Consider the following 21,826-nt stretch of genomic DNA (forward strand, 5'->3'; position numbering starts at 1 on the left):
CTTTGGGTATTGATCCAGAGAGATGAGGGTTAGAATTCGTAGCTTACGCTTAAGCGTGTTGTACGAGGCATAATGTAACGGCCATTGGGCGCGTCAGCATTACGTGGGTCGCCTTCAGTGATACCTTGCTCGTCAGTTAAGTTATCAATTGCTAATTGCAGTTTAATCCCTTCCATTGGCTCAAGGATAAAACCTAAGTCAACTTTTTCGTAGCCATCAAGTGTCACGGTGTTTTCATTATTACCAAAGCGGTCATCTACTGCTGACAAAGTACCATAGAGTGTGGCGTACATGCCGTCTACTTCAAAGTCATAGCTTGGTGTTACACGTACTTGCCATTTAGGCTGGCGCTGTGCTTCATTGCCTTTATTTTCTGGACTTTCAGTGATTTCGGTTTGTTGTAATGTGGTATTTAAATTAACAGAAAAGCCAGATTCATGATTAAAGTTGTAATCAAGTTCAACACCATACGCTTCGTTGGTTAAGATTTCAGCTGGCACACCCGGGCGACTTACAAAGGTATCGCCTTTGACTTCGTTGGTAAATAAAGTGGCAAAAAAGTCAGTGCTTTGAGTGATCAGTTTATAGCCAAGTTCAGCTTGAGTGACTTCTTTAATTAGTTTTTCACCCCCTTGGTATGCGCCAAAATTATCTCTAAAGTCATCAAAATATGGCATTTTATAACCACGGTTAACGCGAGCAAATACGCCCATGTCATCATTAATTGAATAGTTTAAACCGGTTGTCCATGAGGTTTTACTTTCATCGTAATCAACGGTTTTATTGATAATACCGTCAAGGCCTTCATCAACACTGTACTGTACATCATGGCTTTCATAACGTAGTCCACCGTCAAGAGTGAGATCTTGGCTTAGCTTGTACTGTGCCGTGGTATAAAAAGCATTAGTGCGTGCATCACCTGATGAATTAATGTCGTAGTTAAAGTCACAGCCTTCGGCGCTTTCATTACAAGTAATATCATTGAGCATTTCACCACCCGCTTCAAGAACATGATAGGCTGTATTGCCTAAGCTCCACCAGTCATTGGCAGAGGTGCTTGCAGTGTAATAGCCGACAGCAACAGAGAGGTCTTCAAATTGCTTTGAAAATGCTAAATCATTAGTAAATGAACTAATTTCTTTGAGTACCACCCAACGACCCACTTGTTGTACGGGTGTATCACTGTCATAAGTTGTGCCTGTCGCGGCGCCTGTTGCAGACTGACCATTATCAGCCACTTCACCTAGTGTTGTTGCGGAGCCTGCGGGCACTAAACCAAGTGTATTGGCATCGCCTTTGGTGATATTAAAGCGGTCTGAAAAACTCCAGCCATTGTCAAATTCAAGTTTAATACTACCGCCAGATACATGGCCATTCCAACCGCGGCCATCGCCAATATCAACTTGGTGCGCGTCATTATTTGGCCCGGTATAAATGGTCGCTTGGCGGTTTAGTGTGCCAAGTTGGGTATATTCAGCATCAATGCCATTAACATTGAGTGGTGTTGGTAAGTACCATGCGCCATGATCGTCTGTTTGGCGAGTGTAGAAATTCATTTCACCGTTATCGAGTTCTTTGGTGATATTAACCGTAAACTGGCTGCCTTTCTCAGAGGTAAAGCCTGCATCACGAATACCTGGTGAGCTTTTTACATAGCCGCCTACCATAAAATATAAGTCGTCGCTGATTTCGCCACTTAAAACAGCATCAACACGCTGTAAGTCGTAATCTGAGGTGGTGTATTTAAATAAGCCTTGAGTATCTTCGCTGCCACGCTTTAATCTAAAGTTAGTGGTTAAGCCCGGTTGGCCGTTAGAAACCACTGGGTTTGGACCACCACGTAATGCTTCCATGGTTTCAATGGTTTCGTCGATTCTAAATAATGATGAGTTTTCTAAAAACGATAATGTTGGTGCTGGGTAAATAGGAGAACCTTCAAGGCTTAGGGTTAAAAATGGCGCATCACCACCACCAGGAAAACCACGAACAAATACATTAGCGCCAGATTCACCACCCGAGCTTTCAACCCACACACCGGGAACTGCTTTAAATAAGTCCGCAGTACTTTTTGGTGATAGTTTAATTATTTGCTCAGCATCAATATTTGTCACAGCATAGCTGGCATCAATTTTACGAACGCCCATACCTGCAGGTGTACCAGAAACTACAATGCGTTCAACTTTTTTATCTGTGGTTGTTTGCGCGCTTGTTGCTGGTTGATCTGCAAGCACGGTTTGACTGGATAGCGCTAAAATAATAGCGCAAGCAAGTTTGCTTGGTGTGTGTGTTGTTGTCATGTTGGTATTCCCATTTTTTGTTCGTTATTTAAAAAACTATAAATAACAAAGCACTAACTAATTTAATGAAATGTTAATGCTGTGTTCTTTTAAACCTTAGAACTTTATGCAAACGTTTGCAATTATTTTTTTAACTTTCTGTATTATTTTTATACACGGTTATGTTTATGACTAAATTTAGGCCTTGGCGCAGCCTAATTTTAATAATGATGGTATATTGCAACTTCACGATTTAAGGAAGGCTTCGTACTTAGCAATGAATAACAAACAACTAAAGTTAGCGGATCTAGCCAAGCTTGCTGGAGTATCAACCTCGACTGTTTCTCGTGCGTTAAATGATAACCCATTGATAAAAAAAGAAACTAGAGATAAATTAAAGCAGTTAGCAAAGCAACATAACTTCAGTTTAAATACGGCTGCGAGCCGCCTTCGCTCACAAAAAACCAATGTTGTAGCAGTGATCATAAATTTCGACAGTGGCACGGAGCAATCAATTAACGACCCTTTTTTGCTTAAGGTAGTCGGAGAGATAAACCTCGCGTTGAATAAACAAGGGCTAGAACTTCTGCTCTCAAACTCATTTATGGCCGGTGATGACTGGGCTAATTATTTTATCAATAGCCGTCGGGCTGATGGCATTATTGTGGTTGGGCAAGGCAAAGATCCGGCAAACATTGAAGCCGCCGCTAATGCAGGCGTGCCCTTAGTTGTTTGGGGTGACCCAAAAACTCCCAGTAATTATCCCATTGTAGGCAGTGATAACTTTGTTGGGGGTCGTCTTGCGACTGAACACTTATTAGCAGGTGGCGCTAAAAATATTGTATTTTTGGGAGACCCAGGACATGCTGAAATTGGCGAACGTTACCGTGGTTATTTAGCTGCTCTAAATACGGCTAACGCTATAGCAAACGTAGTGTCTATCGATATTACTAGTAGCGCAGCATACCATGGGATCAACCAATTACTAGTCGCGAAAGGTTTATGTTTCGACGGCATTATGGCGTGCAGCGATATGGTGGCACTAGGCGCTATGAAAGCGTTAAAAGAGCGCTATATCAGTATTCCTAACGATGTTGCGTTAGTTGGTTTTGATGATATTGCCATGGCAGATGTGAGTCACCCATCACTTTCGAGTATTAAACAAAACACTCAGCGAGCCTCAGTATTACTGGTTGAAAAATTATTAGCGCAGTTACAGGGTCAGTCAGCTGAATCACAAGTTGTTGAAATAGAATTAATTAATCGTCAATCTAGCAAACGATAATCTGTAGGGTGAGTTAATTCAACGTTGAAATTTAAAATGCAAACGTTTGCATTTTATTTTGCGCTACACTATGCTAAAAGAAATCAACATCAGGTTAACGTGCATGAACCCAATAAGAATAACCATAGCGTTGGCGTGTAGCTATTTCGTGTTCGCTATTTTACTCAATAGTGTTGGCACCGTAATTTTACAAGCCATCAATAGTTTTGACATAACAAAAACGCAAGCTTCTGTTTTAGAAGGCTATAAAGACCTTACCATAGCAATAGTTTCTTTTATTGTTGCATCATTTATTCCACGACTTGGCTATAAACTGGCCATGCTTGTAGCGTTGGGGTTGGTTGCCTTAATGTGCTTGTTAATGCCCTCAATTGCACAGTTTTATGCGTTCAAAGTATTGTTTGCTGTGATTGGTTGCAGCTTTGCGATTATGAAAGTATCCGTTTACTCGGTTATTGGCCAAGTCACTGATAACGCCAATCAGCACTCATCATTGCTTAACACCATTGAAGGTATTTTTATGCTTGGGGTGTTATCTGGCTATTGGGTGTTCTCATGGTTTATTGATAGTAGTAATGCGCAAAATATAGCATGGTTGAACGTGTATTATTTGCTGGCTTTGTTAGCGGGTATGGCTTTTATTACAGTGCTTATAGCGCCAATAAAAGTTCCGCAAAAAGCAACATTACGTACCAGTCAATTAGCTGCTTTTATTGACATGCTAACACTCACTTATAAACCTCTAGTGGTTATATTTATTATCAGTGCATTTTTGTATGTGTTGATTGAGCAAGGGGTAGGGACTTGGTTACCTACTTTTAATAATCAAGTACTTAAGCTGCCAGTTGATATTAGTATTCAACTGGCCAGTGTGTTTGCCGCAGCACTGGCGCTAGGTAGACTAGTGGCGGGGCAGATATTACGCGTTATTGGCTGGTATAGTTTGTTGTTAAGTTGCTTGGTTGCTATGGGCGTGCTGGTGCTACTAGTTTTACCGCTGACTCATGAAATTGATGGCAGCCAAGTAACGAGTGTATTTGATGTGCCTTTTGCAGCATACATGCTGCCGCTCATTGGCTTTTTTATGGCTCCTCTTTACCCATTACTTAACTCTGTGATGCTCAGTGCGTTAGCCGCTCACCAGCAGGCAGCTATGACCGGACTTATCGTGGTTTTTTCAGCATTAGGCGGCACCACTGGTTCAGTAATTACCGGCTTCATCTTTGATAAATTTAGTGGCCAACATGCCTTTTATCTTACCTTGATCCCAATTAGCTTGTTGTTGATCAGTGTAACTTTATTTAAAAAAATGACAGTAAACTTAGGCGCAGTGCCAGAAAAAGGAACGATATGAACTTTGTAAATAGCCAATTATTTTTAGATGTGCAACTGGCGGCTATATTTAGTGACAGTAAAACTTTTGCTGATGCGATTGCTAATGATAGTTGGCAGTTAGCATGCGACCTTTACTTACGCGTTAAACCACTTACTACACCACAGTTAACAGAATTTGTAGCACAGCATTTTACGTTTGAATCAACGGAGCTCCCAACTCAGCAAAGCAACAGCGATAGTGTGCAAAGCTATATTGCCAATTTATGGCCGTATTTGCATCGCAATGCAGACACAGCTAAAGCCAGCTCTTTATTACCACTTAAACACAGCTACATAGTACCGGGTGGGCGCTTTCAAGAAATATATTATTGGGATAGTTATTTTACTGCGTTAGGTTTGCAAGATATTGGCGATATAGACAGTATCGAAGCCATGCTTGCTAATTTTATTGATCTGCAAAATCGTAATGGTTGTATTCCCAATGGCAACCGCAGTTACTATAGTTCTCGCTCGCAGCCTCCTATTCTAGCGCTGATAGTTGATTTAATTTGGCAAGCAAAATACTGTAAAAATAGTGACTTTGCATGGTTAACTGATTGCGTTATTGCCCTTGAGCAAGAATATACATTTTGGATGCAGGGGGCAGAGCTACTGAGTGAGCAAATATCAAGCCATAAGCGTGTAGTAAAAATGGCAAATGGTGCATTACTTAACCGTTACTGGGATGATCAAGCAACACCACGGCCAGAATCACTGCGTGAAGATTTGCATGATGCCTCATTACTTCCTGAACAGCAAAGAGCTAATTACTATAGAAATATTAGAGCTGCGTGCGAGTCTGGTTGGGATTTTAGTAGTCGCTGGCTGGGTAATAATAAGCTTACCAGTATTCAAACCACGGATATTATTCCTGTGGACCTCAATAGTTTACTTTATTACCTTGAAAAACAGCTGGGTCATTACTTTGCGGTATTAAACAATACAAATAAGCAACAGTATTTTGAGCAACAAGCAGCTCAAAGACGTGCGGCAATTAATCAGTATTTATTCAGTACTGATATGGGGTTTTTTGTTGATTTTAATTATCAAAGCCAGCAACAATCTACAGTGCTGTCGCTTGCCGCCACCGTCCCATTGTTTGTCAATTGTGCTAGCGAAGAGCAGGCGGTGTTGGTTAAAAATAAGCTTATGAGTGACTTTTTAAAACCAGGCGGATTAGTAACAACCCTCAATGAGACTTCCCAGCAATGGGATAGCCCTAATGGCTGGGCACCACTGCAGTGGTTTGCTGTACACGGATTTCACCAGTATGGCTTTGTTGCAGATGCAAACACCATCATGAGCAATTGGTTACAGATGATAGAAAACAGTTTTAAAACCGACCACTGTCTACTCGAAAAATACAATGTTTATGAGCCTGAAAATAGAGCTGGAGGTGGCGAGTACAAAGTGCAGCAAGGCTTTGGCTGGACCAATGGAGTTACTTCTCGATTTTATCACTTAATAAAATAACGTAATAGCTAAGGATTGGCTTTAAAATTGTTTAGTCGTTATGCATCAGACATCTAAATTTTCATTCTTTTGATAAATCAGATGCAATATAACCCCCATCTTTGTTATTAGCATTGAAGATAGGTGTCATTATAAGTTTGTTCCTTATACTGAACATGGAATAGCGGTTTAAAGGAGAGAGTAATCGTCTGCTAATACACTCCTACAAAACAGCTAAGAGTGATTGTTATCAGCCAATTAAGCAAAGATATTTAGCGATGTTGCTGCTCTCTTTTTAGCGTGAAATAAAAGCTTTTCATGAGTATATACATGGTTACGGCCAGCTATATTCATACTTTTCAATAGTATAAAAGCATGATGTAGCTAAGGTTTTAAAAATTACAGGGGATATTGTCAATAATCGCTTGTGATGCTACCTGGCCAAATAATGCTTGTGTTATTGCATCTCCTGGTAAGGTATCGCTAAAGGTTAATAAATCGGCTGACTTCCCTGTTATGGTTTCATACAACACCAATGAGGAAAGCAACTTACCTAACATTGTTGCATGATTCCCGTCAGCCTGATGAATGGTTAACTCAGGCGATATTTCGAAGGCTTGATTCCATGCTAACCCTACAGGGGCCACACAACTATGTTGCTCTTTAGCAATATCTACATGAATACCGTGTACGTAAATTGCATCTTGTGGCTTTCCTGCCAGTGGATGTTCAGGAAAAAGAATTGGCGTGGCACCTATCGCTTTTGCTCGTTGTATCCAAGTTACAGTGGCATCGATAGGATAAAATTCCGACTGGCTTTGAGAGTATTTTTGCCCTTGTAAAATAACATGGGTCCATTGTTTATTTTGTATTGTTTCAATAATGCTTTCGTTATTAACGATCGTGTCGAGAAATGCTCCATTGCGAGTGTCAATATTTACCGTTTTATTGGCGTCACCATGAGAAAATATTTCTGTTAGTAAAGATTCAATACCGGCTACATGGCTATTACCAATAATTAGAATATTATAATTACTTAATTCTCTGTTATTGGGGATTGGTAAATTATCCGTTGATTTTATTGGCTCACTAGTGCCATTTCCAGCAGGGATGGCTGCTTCTGATGTGGGAGTCGACCCCCCACACGCACACAGCATAAGTATTGCAGAATAAATAATTAGGTTTTTTCTCATCATTCCCTCGATAGTTAATAGTTATTTTTTTAGTGTGAAATTTGGCTTGATGTATCCTATTTTTTTGCCACTTTATTTAATTTATTATAAAACTCGTCAGTTATGGTTGTCATTTTGCAACTCAATGTGGTGTTTTTCGCTTCATTATAAACAATGCATAAACTTGTACTCATCAAATCAACAGCAAAGATAAAATTATATCGCTGTTAAAATCATTTGATACGGTGTTCCAATTACCTGCAGTGCCTTTAGAAATAGTTTAAAACAATGCGTTAAAGTCTAAATCTTTTTGTTGAACATTTTCATCATTAGCAACACCGTAAAAACGATGGTGCACTGCAGATAGTCACATTCCATTTACATTACCACCAAGTTTGAAGCAAATAAAGTAAATATCTACTCCTTGGCTACCGACATTTAATAAACAGATACTGAAACGTCTTGTTGTAGGGCCGTTGGCATGTGGCTCTTACTTTCGCGTTAAACTACTCACAAGAGCGAAATTAACAGAATTAGTAACGTAGCATTTTTACATTCGTATCAACGAAGCTTCCAGCTAAGCAAAGGATCACAGAGGCCAGAATCATTGCGTGAAGATTTAAAGTATGCCTAATTACATCCTGAGCACCAACGAGCTAGTTACTATAGAAATATTAGAACCGCGTGTGATTATGGTTGAGATTTTAGTCGTCGCTGGCTTTGTAATAATAAGCTTATGAGTGACTTTTTAAAACTAGGAAGATTACTTCCCTCAATGAGACTTCCCTGCAATGGGATAGCCACAAATGCTCACTGGTGCTAGAAAGTACTTTTAATACTGACCACTGTCTACTCTAAAAAAGTACAGTTTTTATTGGGCTTTAAATAGGCTAGAGCTGGCGAGTACAAAGTGCAGCAAGGCTTTGGTTTATAACCTCACGATTTTATTATTTAATCAAACCATAAGTTAATAATAAAGTTTTGATTTAAATAATTTTTATAGCTAAAATGGATTAGTTAAAAGGTGCTTGATAGTCAAGCATCTAGACGTCTAAATTTTTTATTCTCTTTATAAATCAATAGATTTGAGTGAAATAGGTTGAACATTGGAGTTGTTTTAGGTATTGTAAACAAAATGTTTCAAGGACGAGATGCAATGATTCAACCAACCTCAGTATTTATCAAAACCGTTTTTAAAATGCCTGTCCGTTCGCAGTGTTATCCATACTTAATTAAAACGTTAGATGCATTTTTTAGTAAAGTAAAAATGGACGACAGTCTACCCCATAATGACAACCGCAATGAGTTTGATCTTTTCTTAATTGATAGCAGCGGCTGCAATTGGCAAAACTTAATACCAGCAGACTTATTAGCCTTAGCCAAAGTGAAACCTGTGATTGTGTTTAATGCGCATTCTGACGCTATTTGTGAAAAAAACTTGTTACTTAATAATTTTAAGGGAGTCTTTTATAACAATGACCTTCCTGAGGACGTATTTACCGGATTAATGCGGATCATTAATGATGAGCTCTGGTTCAGTCGCAAGATTATTTCTTCTACATTTAATGAAGTGCTCGCGATGGTAAGTCATTATGATCATCAACCTAGCAGTGATGCTGGTAGTGAACATCAAGTGTTAAAAAGCCTGACTAAACGAGAAAAATCAGTGGTTTATTTACTTGCGCAAGGTGCGAATAACCATAGTATCGCAGAGCGGTTAAATATCAGTGATCACACCGTAAAAACACACCTTTATAGCGCATTTAAAAAAACAAATTCACGAAATCGTATTGAGCTATCTAATTGGGCACAGCGATATATGGCGGTACGATTACCGTTGCATGACTAACAGATCAACCATAATATGCACCCAATTATAACCAGTAGGATGGAGCATCAGTAACTGCATATTTTGTGATATTGTTTCAGGTAAAGCACCTTGTGACCCTGTTTGGGAGGATGAAAGCATTTAGTATTTCTGACTATCTATCCAAATACAAAAGGAGCAACTGTGGTTATTCCTAAGCAGCACCTTAGTCGTTATGCTTTTGCGCAATCTGATGAAGTACTTGCAAAGCTGATTGTAGCCACTAAAAAGTTGCTCTTATTTTAGACTCTGCGCTAGAGGGAGGGGAGAACAGGTATGTTTTTGAAATTTATATTCTCACTATTGTGAAAGAGCCGACGACAGTGAGCTCGCTGCTTTTGCCAAACAGATCAGAGAGTACGCATAACCTTTGTTTATATAATACTCAATCGGTAATTGCAGCCCTAATACTCTTCATACATTACGTTGGTTTTTGATTGGTGCTATATCGGTGCTGGTACACAGATATAACACCTGTTATTGCTATTTTTGTATCTCATGGTTAGCTATAGAATAAGCTAACCAGAAATCAGAATCGTTATGCCAGCGTTGATAGACGTTAATTATCAACTACGCTTTGTTGCCCATATGCCTTTATCAATGCCTTTGATGACTAGATCACTGAGGGCTTTTTCAATTGCTTGGGTTACGCAAATACTCATCGGTTCGTTATCACTAAAACCCGCTTCGGCTTCGGCTAAACGTTTATAACTAACATAACGGAAAAACCCTGCGCGCATTTCTTGGCTGAGCACTTTTTTGCTGGTGGCTACGGACAATAATACTTGCCCAGTACGCACGTCTACGGCACGTAAGTAAATAGAGATAGCATCTTCGCGGTAGAGTTCTGACGCGCCGATGCCAAAATATTCCATGCCAAAACCACCGGTTTTTACATTGGTGTCGTAGCTAATTATACCGCCTTCTAAAATGATTTTAGCGGTGGTCAGTGGTGGTAATTCAACAGCATTTGGCTGTTCGGCTTGGGCGGCACGAATAATTTTTCTTTCAGTCAGAATATTTTGCAAACCTTCACGTTCAACCGGAATAAACCAATCAGATTCGTGTAGCGCTTGTATTAAGATGGAATTAGCCCCTTGAGTGACGGCGGTTGAAAATGAACTAACATTGCCTTGCGGTTTATATTGGCCCGTTTGATCACGAAAAGAATATACCGATACGGCGATACTGCCAGCAGGTGTTGGTAACTGTTGAAGTGCTTTAAAGGTTTCAGTGGGGGTTAAACTTGCGGCCAACTGTTGCGAAGGTGGGATCAAATTGCCCATGCTACTGCATGCGGATAATGCCAGGGTAAGTACTGCAATAAATAGCGCTTTCATTTAACTAAACCTCGGTACTTCAATGACCACGACACTGTTGTCAGTGGTGTTGGTTATTCGCACTGTAATTGAATCTACGGTACTGGTGATCACTTGAATTTCGTAATCACCACTTAAAAAAATTGAATCTTGGTTAAAAATACTTTCATCTATATCTTCACCAAAGGCAATATCAGTGATCTCTCTTACCATGCGGTTTAAGTAGGTACGTTCTAGAGAATCTTGAAATTTCTCAGCGTAGCTTTGTTCAATTATTGGTGCTTTATGTTTATTTTGCGCTTGCGCTTTATTTAATAGCATACTGGCATTGAGTGGACTACCTCCGAAACTTGGATTAATGGGGGTATACACAAGCTCTGTTGCAGATACCGATAAGGGGAGTAATATCATTATAGTTGTTGTTATATATTTTCTTGAGTCGGGGGCCATTTTACCATCCATTTTTTGCCATATCGGGCGAAGCTTTATGTAAATTAGAGCGCGCCATCGCATCCATAACACTGTATAAAGCGTGTTCTACACGCTCATCAATAGGCTCCAAGCGACGCCCTAAATAGGTTACATATACAATTTGATTATTCATTACTAAGGTCAGTTTTGTGCCAGCCCGAGGAAGTACGGTCTCTTTTATTTCTATATTAAAACCAGCGGTTGAGGGTAGGTCGCGCCAAAGGTTTGAAAATTCAAAATAAAACTGGTGACCAAAGCGACTAATGCTGCGATCGAGCACTAGGCCATCTATTTCTAATTCGTCAGCGCCTTGAGATAAGTGGCTAAAGGTAGTTAAAAAAAGCAGGCTTAGCGCGGTAATAAGCGTTCTAACTAATGTCATGTTTAATATGGGGGGACGTGCCCCCCAATATCCTTATTCTTGGGTCACAGTTGCTGTGTTGTAATCGCCCACTTGGGTGATCACGACTGAAGTGTTAGAAGCGGTAATAGCACCTTCAACTAAGTTGCCATTGCCTACTTGTGTGACTGTGAAGTTGATGTTGTCACCACCAACGATAAATGCACCCGTATCGATACCTGCTACCATATTCATATCGCCTTGCTGCGAAATATCAATAGAATGGTTGCTGCCTTCCATAACTAAATCAATCGCATTCAGATCGCCACTTTGGCTAAAATCAACGCTATTGTTATTACTATTTAGCACACTTGCAAAGGTTAATGTTGCTTCATTTGTGCTGCCTAATTGACTGATATTAATGTCATTATCGTTTGAATTAAGCGATGTGTCAGGGTACGAAGATTGAATTAAAGCGGTATTCATGTCACCGGCTTGAGCTAAATCAACGTCGTTGCCTTGACCATTAAAATTAGCGATGTGAGCGCTGTTTTCGTTACCAATTTGAACGCTTGAGAATTCATTGTCAGCGCCAATTGTGCCCAAGTAGGTCTCGTTCATTGAGCCATTTTGCATAACAGTGAGTTCATTGTTATCACCTAATACATCAGCCCCAACTTGATTATTATCTTGTTGTTGATCAACCGAAACTTGATTGTCATTACCGGCAAATAACTCAGATGTGAAGGTATTGGTATTACCTTCTTGATCGATTGATAGGGTGTTTTCGTTTCCTTCAACACTTGCAAAAGTCGCAGTATTTGAATCACCCGCTTGTTCGATGTCTAAGCTATTTTCATCGCCGCGAACAGAAGTAACCGTAACGCCGTTGAAATTACCTTCTTGTGCTATTACTACTTCATTCGTATTACCAACGAGTTCAGTAAGTGTAAAAGCGTTAAACAAGCCGTTTTGAGTAACTTCAATGGTGTTTTCGTCACCACTAATAGTTGCCAGCGTTGCTTCATTTAAAAGGCCTGCTTGAGATGCGCTAATTTTGTTGCTATTACCTTGCAAATCCAAATTATAAAACCAATGGCCGCCATCTTGCTGAGTAACTGCAATGTCGTTAGCATCACCTTGAACTACGTTAATCGCTTCGTTATTAATACCAAAAAAGCCCGTGCCAAACTGCGCAACATTGACTGAGTTACCATCGCCTGTTATGTCTGATAGAGCGCCATTAACTTCACCATCTTGGCTGTGACTTAGGGTGTTGTTATCGCCTATTACGTACGTTAAAGACAAGTTTTGAATTTGTTTTTGATCAACATTAATGCTGTTGTTATCGCCTAAACTTGTTACGTTTGCTTCAAGGCCATCACCTTGTTGCGTGACCATTACATCGTTACCCATACCTTGCAATGATGTTTGTTCAATAGTGAGGACATTGCCTACCGCAGTAGTTGACATTTGACTTGCTAATACAGAGGTTGATTGGTTTTTATCGTCGATATTTGCGTGTGCAACAAAGCTTGAACTTAATGCAACTGCGATTGCACATGTCAATAAAGATTTATTTAACTTCATGATTTTTCCTTAACTTATAATTATTAGAGCAGTCATTAATGGGTTGTGGATACCTTAATGTTCTGCATAGTTTGTTCGGCATGCCTTGCCGATTTAAGTTTTGTGATATCAAGAGCAAAAAGCTCACTCATACAAAAGTGAGTGAAGAATTATATTGATATGCAGTGTTGTGTTTTATGCAATTAATGCTTTTTTACTTACGCACTGCTACCAATTGACGGTTAACTTTATTGTGTAAACGTAATATTCGAAATCATCTCTTTTTATGATTTTTAATCTACTTTCTTTTCAATTGCTTACTTGTTTTCCACCGTAATCAGCTTGGAATGTTGAATAATCTGGTAATAAAAGATGAGGCGAGTAAGGCATCTACTGAGCGCTAATTACTCATAAAAACGATTGTGTTGTTAATAAATTGACCGTTAAAAACAGTGTTAAAGACTGGTTTTTTAGTAATTTATTGAATTTTTCTTGTCTGGTTTAGGTTTTCTCTGTCATTTATGGTGCTTGCCAGTGATATTTCAAAAGTAGTGAAGTTAGCGAAACTTAGTAACAAAGCTAAGTTAATATTTCTAACTATGGATACAAAATATGAAAACTAAATTATCTATTTTAAGCTTGGCTATTTTGCCATGTTTAGCTGCAGCACAAGTAACAACCATTGCTGCAGAGCCTTCAGCACGAGCTTCTCAAGACTCATTGCTTGTTATGTATAAAAAAGGCACTTCTGTGGCAATGCGAAGTCAAGCCCGCAGTTTAGTAAAAGCTAAAGTAAGTGATTTAAATAAAGATGGTGTTGATGATAACTATTCGTCGATTTTATCTGGTCGTCTAGCTAAGTTTGAAGTAACTGGCATGAGCACCAAGCAAGCAATTAAATTACTGCAAACACATGCAGCGGTTGAATATGTTGAGCCAGATTATCGCGTGAGCATTGCTACGGCTCCTAATGACCCTGATTTTTCAAAGTTGTGGGGATTACACAATGAAGGCCAATCTGGTGGAACGGCCGATGCGGATATAGATGCACTCGAAGCATGGTCAATTACAACAGGTGGTAAAGATGTCGTTGTGGGCGTTATCGATACTGGTGTAGATCACAGTCATAGTGATTTAACGGCAAATATGTGGATAAATCCGAATGAAATCGCAGGCGATGGCATCGATAATGATGGTAATGGCTACATTGATGACGTGCATGGTATTAATGCCATTACAAATGTTGGCGACCCAATGGATGACCAAGGTCACGGTACGCATGTCTCAGGGACAATCGGCGCTGCAGGTAATAACAATAATGGTGTTGTGGGTGTTAATCATGAAGCGGCGATTGTTGGTTGTAAGTTCTTAGATGCATCAGGCAGTGGCTCTACATCCGACGCTATTAAGTGTATTGACTATATGGTGAGTCTGAAAAATGCGGGTGTAAATGTTCGCGTACTAAATAATAGTTGGGGCGGTGGTGGCTTTAGCCAAGCGCTTGCTGATGCGATAACCGCCAGCGAACAAGCTGACATTTTATTTGTTGCCGCTGCAGGTAATGACGCCGTTGATAATGATCAAAATCCACATTATCCATCCAATTATGAGCATGAAAGCGTGTTGTCAGTGGCCAGCACTGATCGTAACGATAATATGTCAGACTTTTCACAGTGGGGTTTAACCAGTGTTGATTTAGGCGCACCAGGGAGCGCTATTTTATCAACCGTACCGGGTAATGGTTATGCCACTTACTCTGGTACATCAATGGCCACACCGCATGTTGCGGGTGTCGCTGCTTTGGTACTATCACTCAATCCTGACTTATCAACAAGTGAGCTTAAACAGCTGCTTATGGATAGTGGCGATGATAATGCACAACTGGCAGGGAAGACCGTATCGGGCAAACGCTTAAACGCTAATCAAGCTCTTGAGCAGGCAGACCCTACACCAAGCTTTAAACTATCTGTTACACCAACAGCTCAGCAGATCACTGCCGGTGAAACGGCAACATATACATTTGAAATTGGCTCAATTGCCCAGTGGCAAGGGGTTGTAGACCTTGAATTAATTGGCGATTTAGCTGGTGCTAGTTTATCAGCAAACACTGCAACGCCTGGTGATGTGGTGATACTTAGTGTGCCAACTCAAGAGTCAACACAATGGGGGCGCTATGACTTTAGCGTAAATGCATCTTCTGGCGAGTTGGCTAAGCAGAAGTCAGTAAGCTTATTAGTTGATCCTGTTGGCTTAAATGATTTTACCTATACGAATGATACCGCAGTAGCAATCCCCGATAACAATGTTGACGGTGTTGATTCTGTGATCACCGTAAATGATCCACTGACTGTTTTTGCAACTCAAGCGAGTATTGATATTTCACATACTTACATTGGTGATTTAATCGTTACGTTAACCTCGCCTAGAGGAACAAGTTCTACATTGCATAGTCAGTCAGGCGGTAGCGCAGAGGATATAGTACAAAGCTACTCTTTAGCTGATTTTAATGGCGAAGTGGCAACGGGTGATTGGGTATTACATGTTGAAGATACCTATGCGGCAGATACTGGCACACTGAATAATTGGTCACTTACATTTAGTGCAATTGGTGAGGTAACCCCGCAGCCACCACAAGCTGATTTTGACTATGATGCACAAGCTTTAACAGTCTCGTTTACGGATTCAAGCAGCGATGCAAATAACGATATTACACAATGGAGCTGGGACTTTGGTGATGGTGCAACTTCAACAGATGCAAATCCAGTTCACGCTTATGCGCAATCAGGTAACTACCAAGTAACATTAACTGTAACCGATAGTGAAGGTAATACTGATTCGTCAGAACAGACCGTGGTTGTGAGTGATGTTGCAATTGCGTTGAGTTTAACCCGCGCGAATAAAACCCGCTTAAACACTATGCGTGTTGATCTTAGCTGGGAGCAAGTGGGTGCTCAATCACTTAATGTATATCGCAATGGTGAGTTTGTAGGAACAACGACTGATAACGGCCGTCACCGTGACTTCTTACGTAATGCAACTTTGCCAGCCTATGATTACCAAGTTTGTGTTACAGCAGATGTATGTTCAAATATCGTAACAGTGACATTTGAATAAGTGCACTTAACATTTAAATAATTCCCCGTGAAGTCCCAAGCCTTGCTGTTCCCCTGCAAGGCTTTTTTATTGCCTACTATATTGTTCCTGATAGTTAAACTCTGCACTTCAAACATCTAATAATATTATCAGATAGTCGTATTGTGGATTTTAACAGGCTCTGCTAACGTTCAACGATTACCCATAGTTTGAAATTCGGGGCGACTGACAACGCGCTCTATATTACAAAAAGAGAAACGTGCTTATGATCATCTTTTTTATCTGCCTGACTATTTTAATATTAGGTTACAAGTTCTACAGTCCCTTTGTAGAAAAACAAGCTGGTATGGACGCCACCATTGATACACCACAAAAACGCTTTAGCGAAGGTGTTGATTATGTTGCAATTCATCCTGTTCGTGCGTTTTTAATTCAGTTTTTAAATATTGCAGGGGTAGGCCCAATATTTGGCCCTATTCTAGGTGCTCTATATGGACCAATTGCTTTGGTCTGGATCGTACTCGGTAATGTATTAGGTGGAGCTGTACACGACTTTTACTCAGGTGTTATGAGTATCAAAGAGGATGGCAAAAGCTTACCAGAAATTGCAGGTAAATATTATAACGTTGTATTTAAAGGCTTTATGTTAATATTTACGGCCATGTTACTATTTTTTGTCGGCGTGGTATTCATAATGAGCCCCGCTGGATTATTAAGTAACTTAGACGTATTTAAAGATACTATATTTGCCAATAATACCTTTTGGGTTTTGGCAATTTTGGCCTATTATTTTTTAGCTACTTTACTGCCAATTGATAAAATCATTACTAAATTTTACCCTGTTTTTGGTTTATTAATGATTGTGATGACAGTTGCAATTGCTGTATCACTGTTAATTAATGCGCCGCATTTACCGGTAGCTGGTGATTTTTTAGCGTATTTTGAAGCTGATCATGCCCACGACTTTTTAACTCCAAATCCAGATGGATTACCTACTTGGCCGTTATTGTTTATTACCATAACCTGTGGTGCGATTAGTGGCTTTCACTCTACGCAAGCACCAATTATTGCACGTTGCTTAACTAACGAAAAATACGTTCGTCCAGTTTATTATGGCGCAATGATGTGTGAAGGTATTGTTGGTTGTGTATGGGCACTGGCTGGTATTGCTGCGTTCCCAGAAGGCTATGCAGGTTTAAAAGCAATGCTTGATTTAGGCGGCCCAGGTTTAGTGGTTAATCATATAGCAAACAGTTATTTAGGTGTGTTTGGTGGAATTATGGCGATTATTGCAGTAGCAGTATTCCCAATTACCTCAGGTGATACGGCGTTTCGTTCACTGCGCTTAACCGTGGTTGATGCGTTTAATATTCCGCAAAGTTTGCGTAATCGTTTATTGCTTGCGGTGCCAATTTTAGCAATCGCGTACTTTATGACAAAACTCGATTTCTCTGTGATTTGGCGCTACTTCGCATTCTCAAATATGCTGCTTTCTACGAGTGTGTTATGGCTTGCGACTAAGTACTTATTTGACCGTGGAACATTTCACTGGATTGCCAGTGTACCTGCAGTCATCGCTACAGCAGTGACCTTGTCATACATAATGACTGCGGCAATAGGGTTAAACTTATCAAGTGATTTAGGTAAACCGATTGGTGCAGCAGTGGCGGTAATAGGCTTTATAGTACTAGCGATAGTGCATTCAAAGCATAAAGTGCGTGCAGTTTAATAAATCGTAATCTTAATAATGTAAAAGCGAGCCTTGTGAAGGCTCGCTTTTTTATGTTTAATCGAGTTGTAATTTAGTTAATAGCTTTATCAACTTTTTGATCACTAACCGTTCAGGCAAACTATTAGCCGTTAAAAAGTAGCTTGCTCAAAGTAGCGAATATCATCAAGGGTGTTGCTGATCATCATTGCGCCCTCTAATAAACTCACTGTTTTAATCGCAGCACGTTCAGGATTAAGCTCTCCATTTATTTTATGTGCTTGAGTTAACCAGGCTAAATTTTTAATGAAAAAGCGTTTTACTTCATCGCGCACTTTATCAGGAAGGCTGTCACTTTGTGCGCCAAGTAAGCCACATAAACACATTTTTTTATCCATCACTAACGCATTTCTAAATAATTGCGTGTAAATATCGATTGGATTTTTACCGTTTGCTTTATGTGCCTCCGGTTCGCCAAGCACAGCGATAAAGGCATCAGTGTATTGATGCGCGAGTTCAGCACCTAAATCAGCTTTGGTCGGAAAATGATAATGCACACTCGCACTTTTAATACCAATTTCATTCGCCAACTCTCTAAAGCTAAAATTGCTATAGCCACCAAGTCTAACCTTATTTTCTGCTGCTTTTAACAGGGCTGCTTTTTTTGTCATTTTAAAACTTCCTTCATATCGCTGCAAAAAATTATCAACCAGTAGGTAGTTATTTTCAAGCTCTTTTATTTTTAGTTTGCAAAGATCGAGATCTTAATATAAATTACCTATCAGTAGGTAGGTGATTTAATCTTGCCAATATTAGTTCAAACTGTGGTTAAAAATATAAAGAGATAATTATGAAAATTTATGACGTAGAAAACTTTCCTAATCCATTACGTGTACGTATTGCACTTGCTGAAAAAAATGCGACTGACAAAGTAGAATTTGTTGCTGTTGATTTATTAAATGGTGAGCATCGTACTGAAGCCTTTTTAGCTAAAAACCCCTTAGCAGGCGTGCCTGTTTTAGAGCTAGATGACGGGACATATATAGCAGAATGCACCGCGATTACTGAATACATTGATAGTTCTTTTGCTGGCCCTTCATTAACCGGTGTTGAGGCAAAAGAACGCGCGGTGATTAATATGATGCAAAAGCGTGCGGAGTCAATGGTCCTTGATGCTGTAGCCAGTTACTTTCATCATGCAACGGATGGCTTAGGCCCAGCACTTGAAACCTATCAAAATGTTGCTTGGGGAGAAAAGCAAGGTGAAAAAGCTCGCCAAGGCTTTGTTTATTTTAATACAGTGTTAGCCAATTCTGCTTATGTTGCCGGTGAGAATTTTAGTGTTGCAGATATTACTTTGTACGCCGGTCTGGTGTTTGCAGGATTTGCGAAAATTGCTATTCCTAGTGAGCTATCACATTTAATTGCATGGCAACAAAAGGTCTCTCAACGTCCAAGCATTGCCGCTTAGTTATCAATTTATAATGTGGAGCTACTTATGAAAATTGCAGCTGATTTTAGCGAACGTGTTGTTGTGCATAGCGAATCGTTAGAATGGATAGCCTCACCGATGGCGGGTGTTGATAGGCGTCCACTTGATAGAGTGGGCGATGAGGTTGCACGCGCAACCAGCATTGTACGTTATGCGCCAAACAGCCATTTTTCTGCCCATACACATACCGGCGGTGAAGAATTTATTGTGCTTGAAGGTGTTTTTCAAGATGAACATGGTGATTTCCCCAAGGGTTCTTATATTCGTAATCCGCCTGAGTCAAAACATACACCAAGCTCTGAAAACGGGTGCGTTATATTTGTAAAATTATGGCAGTTTCAGCCAGAGGACAGAGAGCATGTTCGCTTGCAAACAAATACCATGCATGGTGTTCCTCACCCTGAGTTTAGTGATGTCAATGTAGCTCCTCTTTATAAAGACGCCTTTGAAGAGGTGAGTATTTTAGCATTTGCACCTAACAGTGAAATATCGTTAAACGCCTTGGGTGGGGGCGAGCTTTTAGTTCTTGAAGGCTCGCTTGAAGAGCAGGGCGATACATTAGTAAAACACAGCTGGTTAAGAGTACCGCCTAACAGCGAAATTAAAGCAATAGCAGGCAGTGAAGGAGCCAGAGTTTGGCTTAAAATCGGTCATTTAACAGATGTTGAAAACCAAATAGCACGGCTTAAAAATGCATAATTAAGCATTTAATTAAAATAGGCACAATAAAAGTATATGTGCCTGTTTTTTGATCTACTTCACTATTGGTTACTAAGCTATCACCTATACTCAATGCTCATTTTATTGCGGAGTTCGGGTTATGGTAAATTTAACACACGGCTTATCTATTGGTATTGAGCGCTCTGGTTGCGAGTTTTTTTTAACCTTAAAAGCCATAGGCACACTCACTCACAAAGATTATGAAGTGATTACGCCGATGATAGACTCTGCGCTTGGCGAAGTTAAACATCCTATTGTTAATGTACTCATAGATGGAACTGAGCTTGATGGCTGGGAACTTAGAGCCGCATGGGATGATTTAAAACTTGGCTTAAAACACAACAAAGAGTTTAAAAAAATAGCCATATACGGCAACAAAGACTGGCAATCAACCATCGCTAAATTAGGCAGTTGGTTTGTATCAGGTGAAATTCAATATTTTTAGAACGCCACTGCGGCCTTAGAATGGTTAAAAAGTAATGATGAAGAAGTAGATGCTTAAATAAAGGCCATAATCGGCCTTTATTTTTAAAGTATTTATACCAATTCGCTTAATTAAGTGATCTATTTTGAGGCTGGAAAAACGTGTTGATAGCTAGGCAAAAAATTTGCTATTTAGTTGTTCTAAATGAGAATTTTTTAACGCAGATAGCGACACGTTTAGCCCCGTAAAATTATTAAGTATTATTGCGGATTGGTATTATACCTCTTGAAGTGTAGGTAATGCTGGAAAAGCCCCCTTGGCTAAGCAGGCTTTAGAGCCACAGCGAAGGCCGAAATTTAAAGCGCGTTTTACTATTTGCTGATTGTTGAGTTTATCCGTGAGCAATATATTTTCATCATTATGATTTAAATAATACAAAACCCCGGCAATAAACGCATCGCCCGCACTGGTGGTATCAACCGCCGTAATAATTGGTGCAGCTTCAGTAAATGTAAATACGTTATGGTAAACCGTTGCCGGTGCAGGGCCATCGGTTAAAAATACCAATTTAACACCTGTATCTAAAATAGATTGTAAATAATCATCAGGTGCTTGCTGTGTTTGCTCAGCTAAAAAGTTTAGCTCATCACGCGATAGCTTAACAATATCGCAATAGGCGTAACACGCGTGTACATTTTGCTCAATGTCATTGCTATTTTGCCACAAGCTATAGCGTAAATTCACATCAAAGCTGACTAGCTTATGGTTCTTTTTAGCCAGCTTTAAAGCATTGATCGTGGTGCGCGCAATGGCTAAATTAGTTAACGTGTTGGAACAAAAGTGTAGGGTACTCAATTCATCCCATTTGATATGGTTTAAATGCTCACTCGTTAACAGTAAATCGGCGGTATTGTGGCGATAAAAATTAAAGCTGCGTTCACCGGTTTCATCCAAACTGACAATAACCACGGCCGTTTGAGAGTCTTTAATTGTAAATAAGTACTCTGTACTTACCTTATATTGCGCAAGCGATTTACTTAATTGTTTAGCAAAATAGTCATCGCCCATACCGCCACAAAAAGCCGCTTTGCCGCCCAGTTTGGCATAACCTACCGCTACATTGGCAGGAGCGCCGCCAGCAATGGGCAAATAAGCACTGTTTTGAGAATCTTGCGGCAGCATATCAATAAGCAGCTCGCCAAGGCTAAGTAATTTGGTCATATTGTAAATCCTAAAAAACCTAGCAAGGGCTAGGTCAAAAGTA

The 21,826-nt window shown here is 39.9% G+C and carries 17 protein-coding genes; 9 read left to right on the forward strand and 8 right to left on the reverse strand.

The window, feature by feature from the left end:
• Positions 1–29: 29 nt before the first annotated feature.
• Positions 30–2,297 (reverse strand): TonB-dependent receptor, encoded by a 2,268-nt coding sequence (locus tag H5163_RS00505; RefSeq protein WP_182733939.1) that lies wholly within the window; start codon positions 2,295–2,297, stop codon positions 30–32.
• A gap of 256 nt (positions 2,298–2,553) precedes the next feature.
• Here H5163_RS00505 and H5163_RS00510 point away from each other — a divergent pair, with 256 nt between their 5' ends.
• The 3 genes from H5163_RS00510 (at position 2,554) to H5163_RS00520 (ending at position 6,408) form a co-directional block, all read left to right on the forward strand.
• The gene (locus tag H5163_RS00510; protein ID WP_182733941.1) at positions 2,554–3,561 is read left to right on the forward strand and encodes a LacI family DNA-binding transcriptional regulator; all 1,008 of its coding nucleotides are present in this window, start codon (positions 2,554–2,556) and stop codon (positions 3,559–3,561) included.
• A gap of 103 nt (positions 3,562–3,664) precedes the next feature.
• The gene (locus tag H5163_RS00515; RefSeq protein ID WP_182733942.1) at positions 3,665–4,915 is read left to right on the forward strand and encodes a sugar MFS transporter; all 1,251 of its coding nucleotides are present in this window, start codon (positions 3,665–3,667) and stop codon (positions 4,913–4,915) included.
• Entirely contained in the window at positions 4,912–6,408 is a 1,497-nt protein-coding gene (locus tag H5163_RS00520; protein ID WP_182733944.1) for a trehalase family glycosidase, read from the forward strand. Before H5163_RS00515 ends, H5163_RS00520 begins: the two co-directional genes overlap by 4 nt.
• 371 nt (positions 6,409–6,779) lie before the next feature.
• Here the strand turns inward: H5163_RS00520 and H5163_RS00525 are convergent, their stop codons facing one another.
• On the reverse strand, positions 6,780–7,580 hold the full coding sequence (locus H5163_RS00525) for a hypothetical protein (RefSeq protein ID WP_220494527.1): 801 nt from the start codon (positions 7,578–7,580) through the stop codon (positions 6,780–6,782).
• A 1,135-nt stretch (positions 7,581–8,715) separates the two neighbouring features.
• Between H5163_RS00525 and H5163_RS00530 the strand changes: the two genes are divergently transcribed.
• Positions 8,716–9,408: a response regulator transcription factor gene (locus H5163_RS00530; protein WP_145234532.1), complete on the forward strand. Its 693-nt coding sequence runs from the start codon at positions 8,716–8,718 to the stop codon at positions 9,406–9,408.
• A gap of 584 nt (positions 9,409–9,992) precedes the next feature.
• Here H5163_RS00530 and H5163_RS00540 read toward each other — a convergent pair.
• The 4 genes from H5163_RS00540 to H5163_RS00555 are packed head-to-tail and all read right to left on the reverse strand — an operon-like array spanning position 9,993 to position 13,146.
• On the reverse strand, positions 9,993–10,766 hold the full coding sequence (locus tag H5163_RS00540) for a CsgG/HfaB family protein (RefSeq protein WP_145234530.1): 774 nt from the start codon (positions 10,764–10,766) through the stop codon (positions 9,993–9,995).
• Positions 10,767–11,207, reverse strand: a complete 441-nt coding sequence (locus H5163_RS00545) for a curli assembly protein CsgF (protein ID WP_145234528.1) — start codon at positions 11,205–11,207, stop codon at positions 10,767–10,769. It abuts the gene before it with no gap.
• Complete coding sequence (locus H5163_RS00550) at positions 11,197–11,598, reverse strand: curli production assembly/transport protein CsgE (RefSeq protein ID WP_145234525.1); 402 nt, start codon at positions 11,596–11,598, stop codon at positions 11,197–11,199. The genes H5163_RS00545 and H5163_RS00550 overlap by 11 nt, the downstream gene beginning before the upstream one ends.
• Before the next feature lie 33 nt (positions 11,599–11,631).
• The gene (locus tag H5163_RS00555; protein ID WP_182733946.1) at positions 11,632–13,146 is read right to left on the reverse strand and encodes a curlin; all 1,515 of its coding nucleotides are present in this window, start codon (positions 13,144–13,146) and stop codon (positions 11,632–11,634) included.
• A 591-nt stretch (positions 13,147–13,737) separates the two neighbouring features.
• Between H5163_RS00555 and H5163_RS00560 the strand changes: the two genes are divergently transcribed.
• Both H5163_RS00560 and H5163_RS00565 read left to right on the forward strand, forming a co-directional pair.
• Positions 13,738–16,239: a S8 family serine peptidase gene (locus tag H5163_RS00560; protein ID WP_182733948.1), complete on the forward strand. Its 2,502-nt coding sequence runs from the start codon at positions 13,738–13,740 to the stop codon at positions 16,237–16,239.
• Positions 16,240–16,483: 244 nt separating this feature from the next.
• A complete protein-coding gene (locus H5163_RS00565; RefSeq protein WP_182733949.1) occupies positions 16,484–17,947 on the forward strand; it encodes a carbon starvation protein A in 1,464 nt (487 codons plus the stop codon).
• 131 nt (positions 17,948–18,078) lie between these two features.
• Here the strand turns inward: H5163_RS00565 and H5163_RS00570 are convergent, their stop codons facing one another.
• The gene (locus H5163_RS00570) at positions 18,079–18,597 is read right to left on the reverse strand and encodes a TetR/AcrR family transcriptional regulator (protein WP_182730804.1); all 519 of its coding nucleotides are present in this window, start codon (positions 18,595–18,597) and stop codon (positions 18,079–18,081) included.
• A gap of 179 nt (positions 18,598–18,776) precedes the next feature.
• Between H5163_RS00570 and H5163_RS00575 the strand changes: the two genes are divergently transcribed.
• The 3 genes from H5163_RS00575 (at position 18,777) to H5163_RS00585 (ending at position 20,583) form a co-directional block, all read left to right on the forward strand.
• Entirely contained in the window at positions 18,777–19,397 is a 621-nt protein-coding gene (locus H5163_RS00575) for a glutathione S-transferase (RefSeq protein ID WP_145234514.1), read from the forward strand.
• A gap of 27 nt (positions 19,398–19,424) precedes the next feature.
• Entirely contained in the window at positions 19,425–20,117 is a 693-nt protein-coding gene (locus H5163_RS00580) for a cupin domain-containing protein (protein WP_145234512.1), read from the forward strand.
• A gap of 121 nt (positions 20,118–20,238) precedes the next feature.
• Positions 20,239–20,583: an STAS/SEC14 domain-containing protein gene (locus tag H5163_RS00585; RefSeq protein ID WP_182733951.1), complete on the forward strand. Its 345-nt coding sequence runs from the start codon at positions 20,239–20,241 to the stop codon at positions 20,581–20,583.
• 255 nt (positions 20,584–20,838) lie between these two features.
• Here the strand turns inward: H5163_RS00585 and H5163_RS00590 are convergent, their stop codons facing one another.
• Positions 20,839–21,783: a carbohydrate kinase gene (locus tag H5163_RS00590; protein ID WP_182730801.1), complete on the reverse strand. Its 945-nt coding sequence runs from the start codon at positions 21,781–21,783 to the stop codon at positions 20,839–20,841.
• Between the last annotated feature and the right edge of the window lie 43 nt (positions 21,784–21,826).

The sequence above is a fragment of the Pseudoalteromonas sp. SG44-8 genome (genome assembly GCF_014164125.1).
Classification (GTDB): domain Bacteria; phylum Pseudomonadota; class Gammaproteobacteria; order Enterobacterales; family Alteromonadaceae; genus Pseudoalteromonas; species Pseudoalteromonas rhizosphaerae.